The organism is Bacillus sp. 220_BSPC, from assembly GCF_001054655.1.
Taxonomy (GTDB): Bacteria; Bacillota; Bacilli; order Bacillales; family DSM-1321; genus Peribacillus; species Peribacillus frigoritolerans.
This window is the reverse complement of sequence record NZ_JVPL01000151.1, coordinates 1-13,968: the sequence shown is the minus strand read 5'-3', so window position 1 is coordinate 13,968 and position 13,968 is coordinate 1. Positions and strand designations below refer to the sequence as shown.

At 36.5% G+C, this 13,968-nt stretch carries 17 protein-coding genes and 1 pseudogene; 4 read left to right on the top strand and 14 right to left on the bottom strand.

The genetic code is table 11. From position 1 onward, the window contains the following. Nucleotides 1-318: 318 nt before the first annotated feature. Entirely contained in the window at nucleotides 319-705 is a 387-nt protein-coding gene (locus ADA55_RS09770) for a hypothetical protein (RefSeq protein WP_048682746.1), read from the bottom strand. A gap of 577 nt (nucleotides 706-1,282) precedes the next feature. Between ADA55_RS09770 and ADA55_RS09765 the strand changes: the two genes are divergently transcribed. Then, nucleotides 1,283-1,849 (top strand): RBBP9/YdeN family alpha/beta hydrolase, encoded by a 567-nt coding sequence (locus tag ADA55_RS09765; RefSeq protein WP_048682743.1) that lies wholly within the window; start codon nucleotides 1,283-1,285, stop codon nucleotides 1,847-1,849. A gap of 177 nt (nucleotides 1,850-2,026) precedes the next feature. On the opposite strand, the gene ADA55_RS09760 is transcribed toward ADA55_RS09765, so the two are convergent. From ADA55_RS09760 to ADA55_RS09715, 10 genes and pseudogenes are all read right to left on the bottom strand, one after another. Further along, complete coding sequence (locus ADA55_RS09760) at nucleotides 2,027-2,719, bottom strand: aspartate/glutamate racemase family protein (RefSeq protein ID WP_048682740.1); 693 nt, start codon at nucleotides 2,717-2,719, stop codon at nucleotides 2,027-2,029. 35 nt (nucleotides 2,720-2,754) lie between these two features. Next, on the bottom strand, nucleotides 2,755-3,177 hold the full coding sequence (gene fosM, locus ADA55_RS09755; protein ID WP_048682735.1) for a FosM family fosfomycin resistance protein: 423 nt from the start codon (nucleotides 3,175-3,177) through the stop codon (nucleotides 2,755-2,757). Between the two features lie 14 nt (nucleotides 3,178-3,191). Further along, complete coding sequence (locus ADA55_RS09750) at nucleotides 3,192-3,722, bottom strand: PepSY-associated TM helix domain-containing protein (protein ID WP_048682732.1); 531 nt, start codon at nucleotides 3,720-3,722, stop codon at nucleotides 3,192-3,194. 20 nt (nucleotides 3,723-3,742) lie between these two features. Continuing rightward, complete coding sequence (locus tag ADA55_RS09745; RefSeq protein ID WP_048682730.1) at nucleotides 3,743-4,192, bottom strand: GNAT family N-acetyltransferase; 450 nt, start codon at nucleotides 4,190-4,192, stop codon at nucleotides 3,743-3,745. 279 nt (nucleotides 4,193-4,471) lie between these two features. Continuing rightward, a pseudogene (locus tag ADA55_RS09740) lies at nucleotides 4,472-4,946 on the bottom strand (GNAT family N-acetyltransferase). Nucleotides 4,947-5,079: 133 nt separating this feature from the next. Beyond that, nucleotides 5,080-5,286, bottom strand: a complete 207-nt coding sequence (locus ADA55_RS09735) for a hypothetical protein (protein ID WP_048682727.1) — start codon at nucleotides 5,284-5,286, stop codon at nucleotides 5,080-5,082. Nucleotides 5,287-5,334: 48 nt separating this feature from the next. After that, on the bottom strand, nucleotides 5,335-5,538 hold the full coding sequence (locus ADA55_RS09730) for a helix-turn-helix transcriptional regulator (RefSeq protein WP_048682724.1): 204 nt from the start codon (nucleotides 5,536-5,538) through the stop codon (nucleotides 5,335-5,337). 12 nt (nucleotides 5,539-5,550) lie between these two features. Then, the gene (locus ADA55_RS09725; RefSeq protein ID WP_048682720.1) at nucleotides 5,551-5,949 is read right to left on the bottom strand and encodes a hypothetical protein; all 399 of its coding nucleotides are present in this window, start codon (nucleotides 5,947-5,949) and stop codon (nucleotides 5,551-5,553) included. Nucleotides 5,950-6,135: 186 nt separating this feature from the next. Beyond that, nucleotides 6,136-6,387 (bottom strand): hypothetical protein, encoded by a 252-nt coding sequence (locus ADA55_RS09720; protein ID WP_048682717.1) that lies wholly within the window; start codon nucleotides 6,385-6,387, stop codon nucleotides 6,136-6,138. Between the two features lie 207 nt (nucleotides 6,388-6,594). Beyond that, complete coding sequence (locus ADA55_RS09715) at nucleotides 6,595-8,280, bottom strand: methyl-accepting chemotaxis protein (RefSeq protein ID WP_048682713.1); 1,686 nt, start codon at nucleotides 8,278-8,280, stop codon at nucleotides 6,595-6,597. Nucleotides 8,281-8,689: 409 nt separating this feature from the next. Here ADA55_RS09715 and ADA55_RS09710 point away from each other — a divergent pair, with 409 nt between their 5' ends. From ADA55_RS09710 to ADA55_RS30975, 3 genes are all read left to right on the top strand, one after another. After that, nucleotides 8,690-9,685 (top strand): zinc-dependent alcohol dehydrogenase family protein, encoded by a 996-nt coding sequence (locus tag ADA55_RS09710; RefSeq protein ID WP_048682709.1) that lies wholly within the window; start codon nucleotides 8,690-8,692, stop codon nucleotides 9,683-9,685. Nucleotides 9,686-9,927: 242 nt separating this feature from the next. Continuing rightward, a complete protein-coding gene (locus ADA55_RS09705; RefSeq protein ID WP_048682705.1) occupies nucleotides 9,928-10,626 on the top strand; it encodes a DUF421 domain-containing protein in 699 nt (232 codons plus the stop codon). Between the two features lie 490 nt (nucleotides 10,627-11,116). Further along, nucleotides 11,117-11,251, top strand: a complete 135-nt coding sequence (locus ADA55_RS30975) for a hypothetical protein (RefSeq protein WP_258832098.1) — start codon at nucleotides 11,117-11,119, stop codon at nucleotides 11,249-11,251. Between the two features lie 337 nt (nucleotides 11,252-11,588). Here ADA55_RS30975 and ADA55_RS09700 read toward each other — a convergent pair whose 3' ends face one another. From ADA55_RS09700 to ADA55_RS09690, 3 genes are all read right to left on the bottom strand, one after another. Next, nucleotides 11,589-12,386: a fumarylacetoacetate hydrolase family protein gene (locus ADA55_RS09700; protein ID WP_034304454.1), complete on the bottom strand. Its 798-nt coding sequence runs from the start codon at nucleotides 12,384-12,386 to the stop codon at nucleotides 11,589-11,591. Between the two features lie 539 nt (nucleotides 12,387-12,925). After that, nucleotides 12,926-13,135, bottom strand: coding sequence for a hypothetical protein (locus tag ADA55_RS09695; protein WP_034304456.1), 210 nt, complete (start codon nucleotides 13,133-13,135; stop codon nucleotides 12,926-12,928). 182 nt (nucleotides 13,136-13,317) lie between these two features. Continuing rightward, nucleotides 13,318-13,827 carry a hypothetical protein gene (locus ADA55_RS09690; protein ID WP_048682698.1) on the bottom strand — a complete coding sequence of 170 codons (510 nt, stop codon included), beginning with the start codon at nucleotides 13,825-13,827 and terminating at the stop codon, nucleotides 13,318-13,320. Nucleotides 13,828-13,968: the final 141 nt, after the last annotated feature.

Sequence of the window (13,968 nt, the reverse complement as noted above, 5' to 3'; positions counted from 1 at the left end):
AATAAGCGAGTATTCGTGAGCATTATCTATTAAACTGAGGGAGTTCATTAAGACTAATCGCAGAGTTACACAGACTGTGAAGGAAGGTGATTTGATGAAATGGTTTTATAAAGGGAGATATTATCGGCATCGGAAAATTTCAAAAAAGTATCAAGGTGAAGTATTCAGTTTCAAAATGGCAGTAAATACGAAAAGCTGTTTAATATCCATATCGAAAAAATGCGTTACTATGTAACTAAATTAGGTTGGATGCAGTTATTCACAGTACGAAGAAATTATAAGGAAGATCATACGCAAAATGTGTAACACAAAGAAGTATTAATTAGAAGGCTTTTTCTCCAAAATACTTTTAAAGCTTTTTCTATAACAAAACAACAAATAACTATACATGATTACAAGTATTACTGCTAAAACAAGTAACGAATGATCAAGGAACAAATGAAGTAAAAAAATGTTGGCTATAATTGGAGACAATATTGCAAGTGCTAATGGGACAAATCGATTACTTAAAAGTAAAACTCCACAAACGATTTCTAAAAACTTTTCAAATATTAACAGATATTCAAATTTGAATAATGCCATTGCTTCAGGGCTAGTAGCAATAAATGGTTCAAAGTCAAAAATGACAAAATAACCGTTTAGACCTGCAATAAGAAAGATAAAACCTAAAAATATTTTGGAGAGATGTAAAAGGACTTTATTCAACCTATACACCACCAATTTGATTTTAATTATAATTCTAATTTTATTATAACAGGTTAATTGGTTACTGCGAGTACGAATACACTGTGCTTGTAGAACTATCCTACCCCGTTAGTTCATTAAGAAAAGCATTTCTTATTAAAGAATCGCGCCCGATCGTGGTAGATCAGCAATAATTATTAAATAAAAGTACCCGTTTTCATAAAAAAAATAATTAGGACTTACGAATAACTCTTTTTCTAAGTAAATATGTTACTGATGATTTACTTTTTATTAATCCCTTTGAATCGGTTATATGTATGTAATCTTCTGCTTTCTGAGAATCCCTCCAAGTAATTTCTTCTGGCATTGAAATATTAATTTCCACCGATTATTTTCTCTCTAAAAGTAAAGAAAATAGCATGATGTCTTTCTTAGAAAAATGCTTCACTTACAGAAAAACACCATCTATCTCTACATCTAAGCCCATTTCTTCTCTTACTGCTCGAATAGCAGCTTCTTCAAGTGTTTCTCCTACCATATAGGTTTGGGTCAGTAATATACTGTTTTTGTATCTATAAAAAAGAAAGGGAGTGTAGTAATGGGAAAACAAGTATATATTATCCATGGATACGGAGCTTCACCAGCCAATCATTGGTTCCCATGGTTAAAAGAAAAATTAATAGCAGATGATAATCAAGTTTTGGTTCTTCACATGCCAAATTCGTCTGACCCCAAGAAAGAAGAGTGGTTGGAAACATTAGCTAATAAAATAAAGAATTTAGATAACAACACTTATTTTGTAACACATAGCTTAGGGTCTATCACACTATTGAACTATCTAGAACAATTAGATCTGTTACCAAGCTTTGGAGGCTTTATTCTTGTTTCTGGCTTTTCTGAACCATTATCATCCTTACCTTCACTAAATCCTTTTACAGTTAAAAAAGTGGATTATAATAAAATAATTTCTGCAACTAATTCACGTGCTGTTATTTCTGCAAAAGATGACTATATTGTTCCTTTTCAATTAAGTCAAAATTTATCAAAACAATTGGATACATCATTTTATCCTGTTGAAAAGGGTGGTCATTTTCTAGAAGATGATGGTTTCATTACTTTCCCATTGGTTTATGATATTTTAAAAAATATGATGAAAACTGTATAAATAATGAGGGTGTCACCTTTTCGTGACACCTTAAAATTATTAAAAAATGTTCCTAAACAAACTGGCGCCATTGTTGAACAAAGTTCAAATAGAACTCTTGAACTATCCTGCCCTGTTAGTTCCGTAAGAAAAAGGCCGCCGCAGCAACCTTCCTTTTTAAAGCACAATGTGATCAATTCATTTTTCCATTGCCATATTGACGGATTCAATGGCATGTATGACAGCTGTATCGAATAATGGCACTTCGGAATCCTCAGGTTTAACTAGTAATCCAATTTCTGTGCAGCCTAGTATTATTCCTTCCGCTCCATCATCAACTAACCCCTTGATGACCTTTTTGTAATATTCCCTTGATGATTGTTGAATTTCCCCTAAACATAATTCTTCATAAATTACTTTATTGATGACTTTTCTATCCTCTTCATTTGGTATCAGGACCTTGATACCTTTAGTCTCAATTCGTGTTTTATAAAAGTCTTGCTCCATCGTATATTTAGTGCCAAGTAAACCAACCGTACTGATTTTGGACTTTCGAATTTGTTTTGCCGTTGAATCAGCAATGTGCAAAATCGGTAAACTGACTTTTTCTTCAATATATCCAATCACTTTATGCATCGTATTTGTACAAATTAGTATCATTTCGGCACCTGCCTTTTCCAAAGACAGAGCTGCATCGCCTAATAATTTGCCGGAGCTTTCCCAATCCCCTTCAGCTTGGCAGCGTTCGATTTCCTCAAAGTCCACGCTATATAAAATGCACTTGGCTGAATGTAATCCTCCTAATTTGGCTTTTACCTCTTCATTGATGATTCGATAATATTCCAACGATGACTCCCAGCTCATGCCGCCAATAAGGCCAATGGTTTTCATGAACATTCCCCTTTTCATTTGAAAATAGCTTACTATCAGTCGAAAAACTCCATATGTGCTTTTTCTTGTTTATAGTAATCTATTCTATTTTGTAAAGTCCCTGTATGAAACTCAAACTTATGACCATCTGGATCAGTGAAATAAATGGACTTCTTATCCTTTTCATCTCTTGGACGTCCTGACAGAATGTTTACATTCAATCCGATCAGTTTCTCATACATGTTCATGAAGCCGGCTTCTTCTATGGAAAAGGCGATATGTGTGTATGATTGGCTTATTTCATTACGGGGAATATCTTTTTCTTCATTCAGGGCAATCCACATTCCATTCAAATCAAAATAGGCTGTGGTTCTGCCCTTAACTAATAATTTCGCATCAAAAACCTTTTGATAAAATTCTATGGAACTGTCTAAATCAGAAACTGAAAATAAAAAGTGATTCAAACCTTTTATAGACACATTACCACCTCATATTAAGATTTCCTTTTATTCGCCATTAGACGCTTATAGAGAGGATACCCGAACATGTAATACCCGGAAAACGACAGCAGGATTAAGGATAAACCCGTCATTGTCAGGATACTGTATCTATACCAATCACCAAAGAAGGTTCCATCATGTAATGTAATGAGGAAAGTCGAGTAATCTGGATTTGTGGATAACACTTTTCCCGTACTCACATCCATTTGAACACCTTGACCGTTATTAAAGCGAACCTGGTACACATTTGCACTTGGTCTATATTCGATTCTAAAGATATCTTCAACCGAATCCGCACCTGGTAGATCCTGAGACACAGCAATGGACACGACCTTCTCCATGGGTATCGCTTGATCTGGACTCGCCTCTTCCCCCGTCCTTAACTCATCAGCCACTCCAAGGGGTATCATATAAACAAGCACGAGGCCCGTTACTGCGATGAACATGAAAAAGATGGATAAAATCAATCCAGTCCATTTATGTACTTTTCGGCTTAATTGATACAACTTTACAGATTTCGACAATGTTCCATCACGTCCCTTGACTATTTTTCAAAAAAATTTTTCTTCATGACCACCCTATCTTCATTTACAACATAATCATTTTTCAGATAAAATGCTTCTGCAAGCCCGTCATTGGCCGTTAATAGATATAGACTTTTAATCTCTCTCTTCTGCAGTTCAGCTTCTAAAGCTCGAAGCATTTTTGAGCCATGCCCTTTGCCTTGCATTTGATTATTCACACAAAGTTCTGCCAAATAATACGTTAAACCTTGATCGGACACTTTACTGTTTCCGGCAATGAAACCCACTGGTTTATGATCAATATGAAATAAAAACCCAAGAAATTTAGGTGTATGCAATAAGTCGGAAAGTCTCTCTTTAGCCGTTTCATAGGTCCATCTTTCATTCCATGGTTCACGATTAAAAACGTTCATGTAGAGTTCGATGCATAGCTCCAAATTCTCCGATGTCAGTGGTATCATTTCTGTCATATTCAAGCTTCCTTTCTATTTTCATTAAATTTTAGTATATTAATCCAAATTATATCTTATCCTTGTTGAACTATCCTGTCCCTATAGGACCATAAAAGAAGTGCTGCTTAAGAAGAAATGAAGGGGGCATACAATGAGCAGATTAGATAATTATGAGGTTCTAAAGAGAAATATGCTATTCCAGGGTGCATTAGCAATGAATAAAACCCGCTTCAGCTGACAGTCCTGCCTTAGTGGATTCTATAAAAAAAAGGGCGACCGGATTTTTACTGGTCAACCTTAGTTCATTGATAACTGTTTAATGAATAAAACTCTATCTTGATTAGGTCCGTCATAGTCAGAGTGGACTGAAATACCATCAATGAATGTATCACCCTCTTCCATTTCAAATCCCATCTTAGTATGATAGGCGATTGAAGATTTGTTGACCGGAGACGTTACACAACGGACAACATTGCGGCCATTTTGATTAACGACATCGAAAAATTGATTATATAACTGTCTCCCGATATCATTTCTTCTGTATTCAGGCTCCGACAAAGTGAATATATGCCTCATCAGGCTGAGATTGAGATAAAATCCCTATCAGGAAACCGACTATTTCCCCTTCCTTTTCGGCTATGAAACTTGTATTTGTAAAATGTTCAAAGAATAATTTCGGTAGCATATCAGACATTGGCCTTCCGCCCCACCATTCATTGATTAGCGGTGATATGGCATAGTAATCTGACCCTTTCACTGAACGTATTTCCATCCTTATCCCCCCTTAATGATGTAAAAGTCAATTTAACTAATTTTATCATTAAGGTCATTTTCACGTAATTCATTCTATAACTATCCTTGCCCGATGCATAAAGAAAGAGCTGCCTTATAGGCAGCTCCGATCATCACTTCATAATAACTGCAATAATCGCTATAATAATACACAGAATTCCACTCAAAAATTGCCCTAATCCTGAAGCTTCTCCCATTAGCATTAAATTGAATATGTTTTTACTTTTTCGGTTTTCCCCAAATAAGCCATCATCTGTTTTCATACGATAAATACCCCAAACTATTAAAACAGCCCCAAAAATAAATAATACATTAACCATTTATGTTCCTCCGTTGTTTGTTTAATATGTGCATCTTTGTGAAATATACTATTTGTCATCCTCATCAAAAATAAAAGTTTCTTCAATTGATAAATTAAAAATTGAAGCTATTTTATACGCAAGTAGCACAGATGGATTATACTTTTGTTTTTCTAATGAGATGATAGTTCTAGAAGATACACTTACTTTATCAGCTAATTCTTGTTGCGTTATTCCATATTCTATTCGCAATTCTTTTACTCTATTTTTCATAAATCCTCCGAATTAAAGGAAAATATTGTAATACTTTCTAGACCCAATTTCGCTAATTATTAATGAGACTAAGATAACAAATAATGCAGTTTTTGTTGGGATAGCGACAAAATTAGTTATAAACATAAGAATAAAAATTTCGCACATCAGAATTTGCAAGGAAAAGCGAGCAACTTTACCATCAATTAAAGCATCTCTTTCGTCGTACTCCTTCGATAGTTCCTTTTCTAGTGATTTATTCTTACCGGATGTTATGTATGAAATTGTTGAGTACAACAAAATAATTCCACCCAGAAATACTATGATATAGCCAAAATTAAATCTTTGTGATGTATCGAGAATTATTTGAATGATTCCCAATATTATTATCACCGTTGAGACTAAAAAACGCTGTATGAATAGATTTTTCAATCATACCTCTCCTAACCAACTTATTCACATAGAGTGAAGTTTTCTTCACATGAAGTTAACTTCATGTGAAGTTGATTTCATGTTAATCTGTTTCAAAACAAATGTCAAGGGTAAATACTGATTCAACAACTTTCACTATCCTACCCCTTGCAAAAAGAAAAAGCTGCCTTAAAGACAGCCCGATTTTCAACTAAATATTAAATTATGTAAAACACCTACGAAAATACATCCTGTGATTAAAATCGACCAGCCTGCTTTTTTTGTTACAGATTTTTGAAGGATTTTGATTTTAGATAAAGTAAAATCAATGCCCAAAACTAGAACGACAATATACAATAAATTAATCCAATAAGAGTTACCCATTCTATCAAGATAAGGACTTAGAAAGAGTATGACACTGAATATTGTCATTCTGTAGGCAACATGTTGCCACTTCAATTTTTTAACCACCTTATGATTTATGTTGCATTGTCATCTCTATTATAAACGAGTCACTTAATCAGCTATAAAGGATTTTTTCACCTTATCCCTTCCAGTCTTTGTTCAACTATGGGTTTAGCGATTTTTATTCAGATTAAAGTTTAAAGTTGGACTATGGAATCTAAAAATGCCCCAAAGCCTAATCGCTTCGGGGCATTTTTTTAGTTAAGCTTTGAAACGAGAAATCAACTCCTGCAATTCCTCTGCCAATCTGGTCAAGGAAATGGTTGCTTTCGAAACCTCCTCAATCGAGGCCAATTGCTGCTGACTGGCAGCTGCTGCCGTTTCAGTGCCAGCAAGTGTTTCCTGTGACCCTTCAGCAATTATTTCTATGGTTTGCTGCAGTTCTTCAAAACCATTCTTTATAAACTGGGTAGCTGCTGCCACTTCTTGAATCTGGGATGTTACCTGCTCTATTAAAATTAAAATTTCTTCAAAGTTTGTAACCGTTTCTTCTGAAAGCTTTATTCCAGAGTCCACATTATCTCTTACAATTTGAATATTATTAACGGTCTCGTTTGATTCATTTTGGATGGTTGAAACAAGCTTATGGATATTATTTGCAGATTGACTGGTTTGATCGGCTAATTTCCTGACCTCTTCTGCAACAACTGCGAATCCTTTGCCATGCTCCCCGGCTCTAGCAGCCTCGATTGCAGCGTTTAATGCAAGTAAATTCGTCTGACCTGAAATATCAGTAATTAGAGTGGAAATTTCTTTAATTTGTGTCGCGCTAAATACTAATGAGGTGACTCCTTTATCCGCCCTGTCAACAGACAGATTGATGGATTTCATCTGCTCGAGCATTTCATTTACTGAGCTTTCACCACTTTCAGCTTGACCTCTCATATTTGATGAAACTTCTGCTACCTTTGATGTATTCGAAGCTACCGAAATGATGCTGTTTAGTGAATCAGTAACCGCCTTAAGGCTATTAACTGTCAATCGGCTTTGTTCACTATTGTTTTGGGTTATCGCTTGCATCGTTTCCGAGATGTGATCCGATGTTACTATAGACTGTTCGGTACTGGCCGAAAGTTCTTCAGAAGCAGCTGCCACTTGTTCAGATGATATGCCAATTTGCGAAATCATTTGTCTAAGCGAGTCCACGAAGATATTGAACGATTTAGCCAGTTGACCAAATTCATTATTGCCTGTAACCTCCATATGCTTAGTTAAATCAGCATCACCTGTGGCTATTTCCTCTAATTGGCGGTTTAACTTTCCAAGTGGCAGCAGAATTGACCTTAACAGCAAAATACATAACACAAGTCCAACTATCGATGTAGCAATAGCCAGGAAGAGAAAGGCTCCCCTGCTCAACTGAGCATAGCGGTCATTTAACGATTGGATGTTGGAAACATCAGTATGAAGGGCTTCCACCAATTCATTTACTGAAGGATCCAGCACCTCTTTCCTAAGGGTTCTTTCTTCTCCAAAGTGCAAGTCTTTAGCTCCTTCATGATCTTCCTTATAGATGCTAATCACCTGCTGGTTCATATCCCAAGAATCATTAAAGTTCTCTTCTAGCTTATTTATATTCTCACCGTATTTCTTTTCCTTATTAAGCTCCTTGATTTTTTCGATTTTCTTATGTACATCATTTGCTTTTTCTTCCATCCCTTCGGCAAATTGTTTATCCCCAGTTATGATAAATGCCCTTTCATCATTCGATAAACCTGCCAGGTGATACTGAATCCCAATAACAATCTTTTGAATTTCCAACTTATCCTGAAGTATTGAATTCCTTTCAGATGATGCATCTATTACATAAACAGCAAAACTCCCCAGTATTAGAATGGTTCCAATAAGAATGGATACTGTAGTTATCAGCCTCGTTTTAATTTTCAATTCTGTAATCTCCTAAAATCTATAGATTTTTAACATTCACTCACCATTTATATCGGACTTTCAGCTCATTTATGAAGATTAAAAACCGTCTGTATCAATAAAAATAAGCCGCCTTCATGGCAGCTCCCTCTTCAATCAATATAGATATAATGCTTAAAACTGCACGTAAGTATGGCTCCGCCTTCGCCAAATACCTTGATAGCCCCTACTCATATTAATATTTTAATGATTTAAGAGACATCTCTTAAATTCCCTTTTAAAAATGTGTGTAACTTTTAATTTTATAGTAGATACAGTATCATTGATTTTACAAAGACTAAATATTCTTACATTTCATCCTATTCCCTGCAATCCTTAACAGGCATAGGCAATGAAAAATTCCCCCATAAAATAACTAGGAGTGACTAAAGTGAAAGCACAAATCATTCAATCTTTTGGCGATCCATCCGTATTTCAGCTTGAAGAGGTTTCAAAACCCGAATTAAAACCTGGACATGTACTTATTCAAGTCAAGGCTTCAAGTGTAAATCCTATTGATACGAAAGTCCGTGCTGGTGCAGTTCCAGCCGTTTCCCCCGAGTTTCCAGCCGTTTTACATGGTGATGTCGCAGGTTTGGTATCTGCAGTGGGTGAAGGAGTGACTGAGTTTAAAGTTGGCGATGAAGTGTTTGGATGCGCGGGTGGTTTTAAAGGGACTGGCGGTGCACTTGCAGAGTTCATGCTTGCAGATGCTGATTTACTTGCTCACAAGCCGAAAAGTTTGACGATGGAAGAAGCCGCTGCTTTACCACTGGTTGCCATTACCGCTTGGGAAGCATTATTCAATCGGGCAAATCTAGTCCCTGGTCAAGATATACTGATCCATGCAGCAACCGGCGGTGTAGGCCACATTGCCATTCAGCTAGCCAAATGGAAAGGCGCGACAGTCTATACAACTGCCTCTTCGCAAGAGAAGCTGGAGATTGGCACGCACCTTGGGGCAGATGTAACGATCAATTATCGGGAAGAAAGCGTTCATGACTATGTACAAAAATATACAGACGGAAAAGGATTTGACGTTGTGTTTGACACGGTAGGGGGAGAAAACCTTGATCGCTCTTTTGAGGCGGCTGCGGTACATGGAACGGTGGCTGCCATTGCAGCCCGTTCAACTCATGACCTCTCCCAAGTGCATTCAAAGGGACTTTCTCTGCATGTTACCTTTATGTTGTTGAAGATATTAAATAAGGACATGCATAAGCAATATGGAGAGATTTTGAAGAAGGTTGCCAAGGTGGTTGAGGAAGGTAAGCTGCGCCCGCTTGTGGATCCAAACATGTTCACCTTTGATGAAGTCTCAAAAGCTCATGAATACATGGAGTCAGGCAAGGCGATAGGAAAAATTGTTTTGAAAAATGATTGGTAATGAATAGGCAGATTAACAACTTTATGTTCATTTAAAAATAGGCGGTACGGTGAAAATCTCTATAGATTCTCGCTGTACCGTCTTCTTTTATTTAATAGGACAATACCGCGGTCTGATGTTGAGTATTCTTATTTAATAGAATTGCAGAAAACGTTACTCTGCCGTGTGAAATAAATACCAGGTACAATTTGGTTTAAATGATTGTTAAAAGGGAGAAAGGGAAAAAAAGATGAGGTGATAAAATGATTTATCTGGAAATAGCAACGAAGCTGGTGATTGGGCTGGCTGGACTCCTGGCAGTGACAAGACTTCTTGGAAAAAAAGAAATGTCTCAAGTGACCCCTTTTGATTTTATTTACGCTTTAGTATTAGGCGGCATTTTAGAAGAAGGCATTTACGATGAAAAAGTGTCGATTTGGCAGATTCTATTTGCCATTTGCCTTTGGGGGATTTCCGTTTATATCATTGAGATTTGCGCTCAAAAAAGTGATCGCATGAAAAAATTGCTCAAAGGACATCCTTCTTTGATTATTCGTAATGGCGAATTGGATATAAAACAAATGAAAAAAAATCACTTGGAAATTGAACAGGTTCGAACCATGCTACGGAAACAGGGGGTGTTCACTCTCCGGGAAGTGCGAGATTTATATCTTGAGCCTGGCGGCGACATCAGTGTAAAGCTTCATTCTAAGGCGGGAAGCGTCACACCAGATATGCTTGACCTCAATCCTAGGGATGAAGCACCTTCTATCTTAGTAATTGAAGAAGGCCAAATAAAAGAGGAAGAACTTCGATCCGTGAAAAAATCAAAAGAATGGCTTCTGGAAGGGCTTCAGAAGAGGAATTATAAAAAAATTGAGGATATCCTATATGGAGAATGGTCAGAAACGGATGGATTCTATATACAGCCGTATCCAAAAAAAAATTCTCATATACAATAAAAAACTTGAAGAAATTTTATAGACGGTACAGTGAAAATCTCTAAGCTTCCCGCTGTACCGTCTGCTTTTATTTTTAATTGCCGTAAAGCACCAATAGGACATAGTAATCGGAATTGGCAACTTTAAGACAGATTGCCATAGTAGACTTCTACAGGATAAAAAGGGCTTTCTTTCAAAATAAAATCTCGGTTTCAGTGTGATCACATTTGAAAGATATGAATTCATTATACATAACCGGACAATCATCATATATGTTCCGCTGCTTTGCTTCTCCTTATTAGGCTTTTCAAGAGTTACTCTTTATAAAAAGATAACAAAGTATGGACTTTAATATTCATTATCGTCTATCAACAATAGCTGACACCATTACATATTAAATGCTATATGGATGTTTTCAAATCAAAACGAGGCCCTTCACTCGTTTGGTGAATAAGTCGCCATCTAATAGTCCATCTTAACAAATGAAGCTACATGGAGGGAGGTTCTAGGCATGAGCCAAAAGCGTGATAAAGGCAATAGTCAGAAGGGAAAGGCTAAAAGCAATACAGTAGACCCCGTGATTGCAGCAGAAGACTTGGAAAAAGCAATTTATCCAACTAATAAGCCCCCGCGCAATGCTAAATAAGTACAATCTCGTGACTTCTTTGCTTTTCCCAGAAGAGCTTGCAGGTAAACGAAACTGAAGGGTCAAGCATTCCGCTAACATGAAGGATTACTTGGCTCTTCATCGAAATAATAGACTTTTCGAATTACCAAAATACCAGTCGTCATTATCTAGTGTATCTTCCCATCCAACACTTATATTTCTAATAGCCTGTTATTCGTCTCAATCACACCCCAAATGTTTATCTACATAGATACTTTATCCATTCTTTATTAAACTAACCTGCCCGATGCATAAGAAAAAGCTGCCTTAAAGGCAGCTCTGATCTTTTTTAACGTATTAAGAATTCCAGCAAATCCTACTGGACACCATTACATAACCGACCGATATTCTCGACTTCAACAACGACTTCATCCCCCGACTTGATCATGCAGCTGCCAGATGGTGAACCCGTGGCCAAAATATCACCGGGCTCCAGTGTCATTACCTGTGAAAGCCAGCTGATCAAAAATGGAATGCTCAGAGACATTTCATTGGTATTTCCGTCTTGGACAACGCGGCCGTTTAAAGTGGTCACAATCCTTAAGTTTGTAGGATCTACCCCGGTAACGATGCATGGTCCCAAAGGTCCGAAAGTATCAAATCCTTTGCCCCGCGTAAACTGTGGATCTTTTTTTGTAAGATCTCTTGCTGTCACGTCATTAAATATCGTGCAGCCGAATACATAATCAAGCGCATCTTCTTCTTTAATGTTTTTTCCGCGCTTTCCAATGACAAGGGCCACTTCCCCTTCAAGTTCCACTTGATTGGATAGCTCGTTTGGAGGAAGGATAATATTCTCCTTGTCTGCAATAAGCGAAGATAATGGCTTTAAAAATAGGAATGGTTCAACAAGGTTTGCCTCTCCACCCGTTTCCTTCGCATGACCTGCATATGTCCAGCCGAAATTAACCACTTTCGAAGGTTTTACAGGTTCCAAGATTTTCACGTCACTATATTTCAGCTCGACCCCGTCATACTTTATTTCCTTGTTGACAAGTTCAGCAAAACTGCTAGACAGTTGTAATATCATGTCATCCTCAACAATACCGTAATGTATATTGCCCTGTTGATTCTGATAGCGAACTATTTTTTGTGTTTTTTGTAGCACATGCATTATGAATAAACTCCTTTGATGATTAAGATTACCACAGATATTATAAAATCCGGTTCTACTATACTATAACATGCCTGTTCTTTTACGGGAAAAAAGAGCTCTCGTCGCGACTCCATCTTCTACTAAACCGACCTTTAGTTCAATAAGAAAATTATTTAACTATGTATTTTATGGAACCCTATCATTTTTTTATAATTTTATCTGTGCATTGCCTTATATAGGCTGCAATACATATTCCGATTGGCAGCCTCAGTAGTACATTCCCCATGAAATGTTTACCACCCAATCTTGTATAATATTTTCTAAACAAATCCAGTCTATTAAAGACTTGTTGCTTATTGATTATCTCAAAATATCAAAACTTTTGTACTGGTAATTCGTCCCTTTTCAGCCAACCTGCCTTGTTAGTGCCATAAAAAAAAGGCTGCCTCAGCAACCTTTTTGTCTGTTGGATCAAATGGGTGGCTTCACCTTTAACCCTGATCTTTTGCTCCTGATAAGGTAGTATAGAGATTCAGCACTTCGTTTCTTTGTATACGTTATCGAGTCGCTTTAGGCGGTTGGCACACATCACATTTACGTTGGTTATTATTTTTAAATTTCTTAAATGTTTTTTCAAAGTTGCTTCCACATGTACATTTAAATAGTAACTTTTGAGAAAAACCATGATATTCCGTCGTCAGTAACTTACTTTCCGAATTCTTCTCAACAAATTCTTTAATTTGACCAATCGTCCATTGTTTATTCATTCTCATACACCTCCATATTTTATCGCTATGCGGAGGCTTTTCTAGGCATCCGTTCAAAAATAGTAATTTTCGTAAGTTATTCATTATAACATGAGCCGGCACTCAATCAAACAACTCGTTTGTTGAATAAGAAAAGGAGCTGCTGAACAGCTCCTGGTAATGCACCCGTTAGTTCAACAAAATCACTTAGCCTTATTATGCAATTGAAATGACTCTTCAGAACCATTCCATTTTACATTTACTTTTATAACTTCGCCTTCACCTATTATTGCTCCATTTTCTGATCCACCTCTAATTGTAAATACTTTTTCACTAGGTGGTTCTTTGTATGCCTCAGTTTTAGTTCCGCTTGAAGTGGTTGTTTCATAAGTGTATTCCAGGTTTTTCATGGAAGATAATTCTTTCAAAGCCCCCTTATATTTTAATACAAGTTCATAGCTATCTTTGCTAGAATGAGTGGTTTGTTCGTTTTTCTCTCCCCATAATTCAGTTCCTTCATAAAAATATACAGCTTCCCAATGTTCGCTTTCTCCTGTAAATTGATAATTATGTTCAGTCATTTCCTCCGAATTAGTATCTTTTTTAGTGGTTTCCAAATTAGTGGTATCCGAATTAAAATCCTTGTTAGTGCTGTTAGATCCACAAGCTGTTAAAACCATCATTAAAAATAATACAGTAAAAATTTTCTTCAAATTATATCCTCCTTAATGATAAAAATGAATTTTTTTCAATTTTACCATTTAAAGGTTTTCATTTTGGTTTCGTTTGAAAATTTTTCATTCCACTAACCTCCCTCAATAAACTAAACACAATCTCACGATTGCTTTAAAATT

What these genes read in the sequence shown, in the direction of transcription:
- ADA55_RS30975 (WP_258832098.1), top strand. Translation starts at nt 11,117, where the DNA reads ATGAGCCAAAAGCGTGATAAAGGCAATAGTCAGAAGGGAAAGGCTAAA.
- ADA55_RS09765 (WP_048682743.1), top strand. Translation starts at nt 1,283, where the DNA reads ATGGGAAAACAAGTATATATTATCCATGGATACGGAGCTTCACCAGCC.
- ADA55_RS09745 (WP_048682730.1), bottom strand. Translation starts at nt 4,192, where the DNA reads ATGACAGAAATGATACCACTGACATCGGAGAATTTGGAGCTATGCATC.
- ADA55_RS09735 (WP_048682727.1), bottom strand. Translation starts at nt 5,286, where the DNA reads ATGGTTAATGTATTATTTATTTTTGGGGCTGTTTTAATAGTTTGGGGT.
- ADA55_RS09695 (WP_034304456.1), bottom strand. Translation starts at nt 13,135, where the DNA reads ATGAATAAACAATGGACGATTGGTCAAATTAAAGAATTTGTTGAGAAG.
- ADA55_RS09700 (WP_034304454.1), bottom strand. Translation starts at nt 12,386, where the DNA reads ATGCATGTGCTACAAAAAACACAAAAAATAGTTCGCTATCAGAATCAA.
- ADA55_RS09760 (WP_048682740.1), bottom strand. Translation starts at nt 2,719, where the DNA reads ATGAAAACCATTGGCCTTATTGGCGGCATGAGCTGGGAGTCATCGTTG.
- ADA55_RS09705 (WP_048682705.1), top strand. Translation starts at nt 9,928, where the DNA reads ATGATTTATCTGGAAATAGCAACGAAGCTGGTGATTGGGCTGGCTGGA.
- ADA55_RS09730 (WP_048682724.1), bottom strand. Translation starts at nt 5,538, where the DNA reads ATGAAAAATAGAGTAAAAGAATTGCGAATAGAATATGGAATAACGCAA.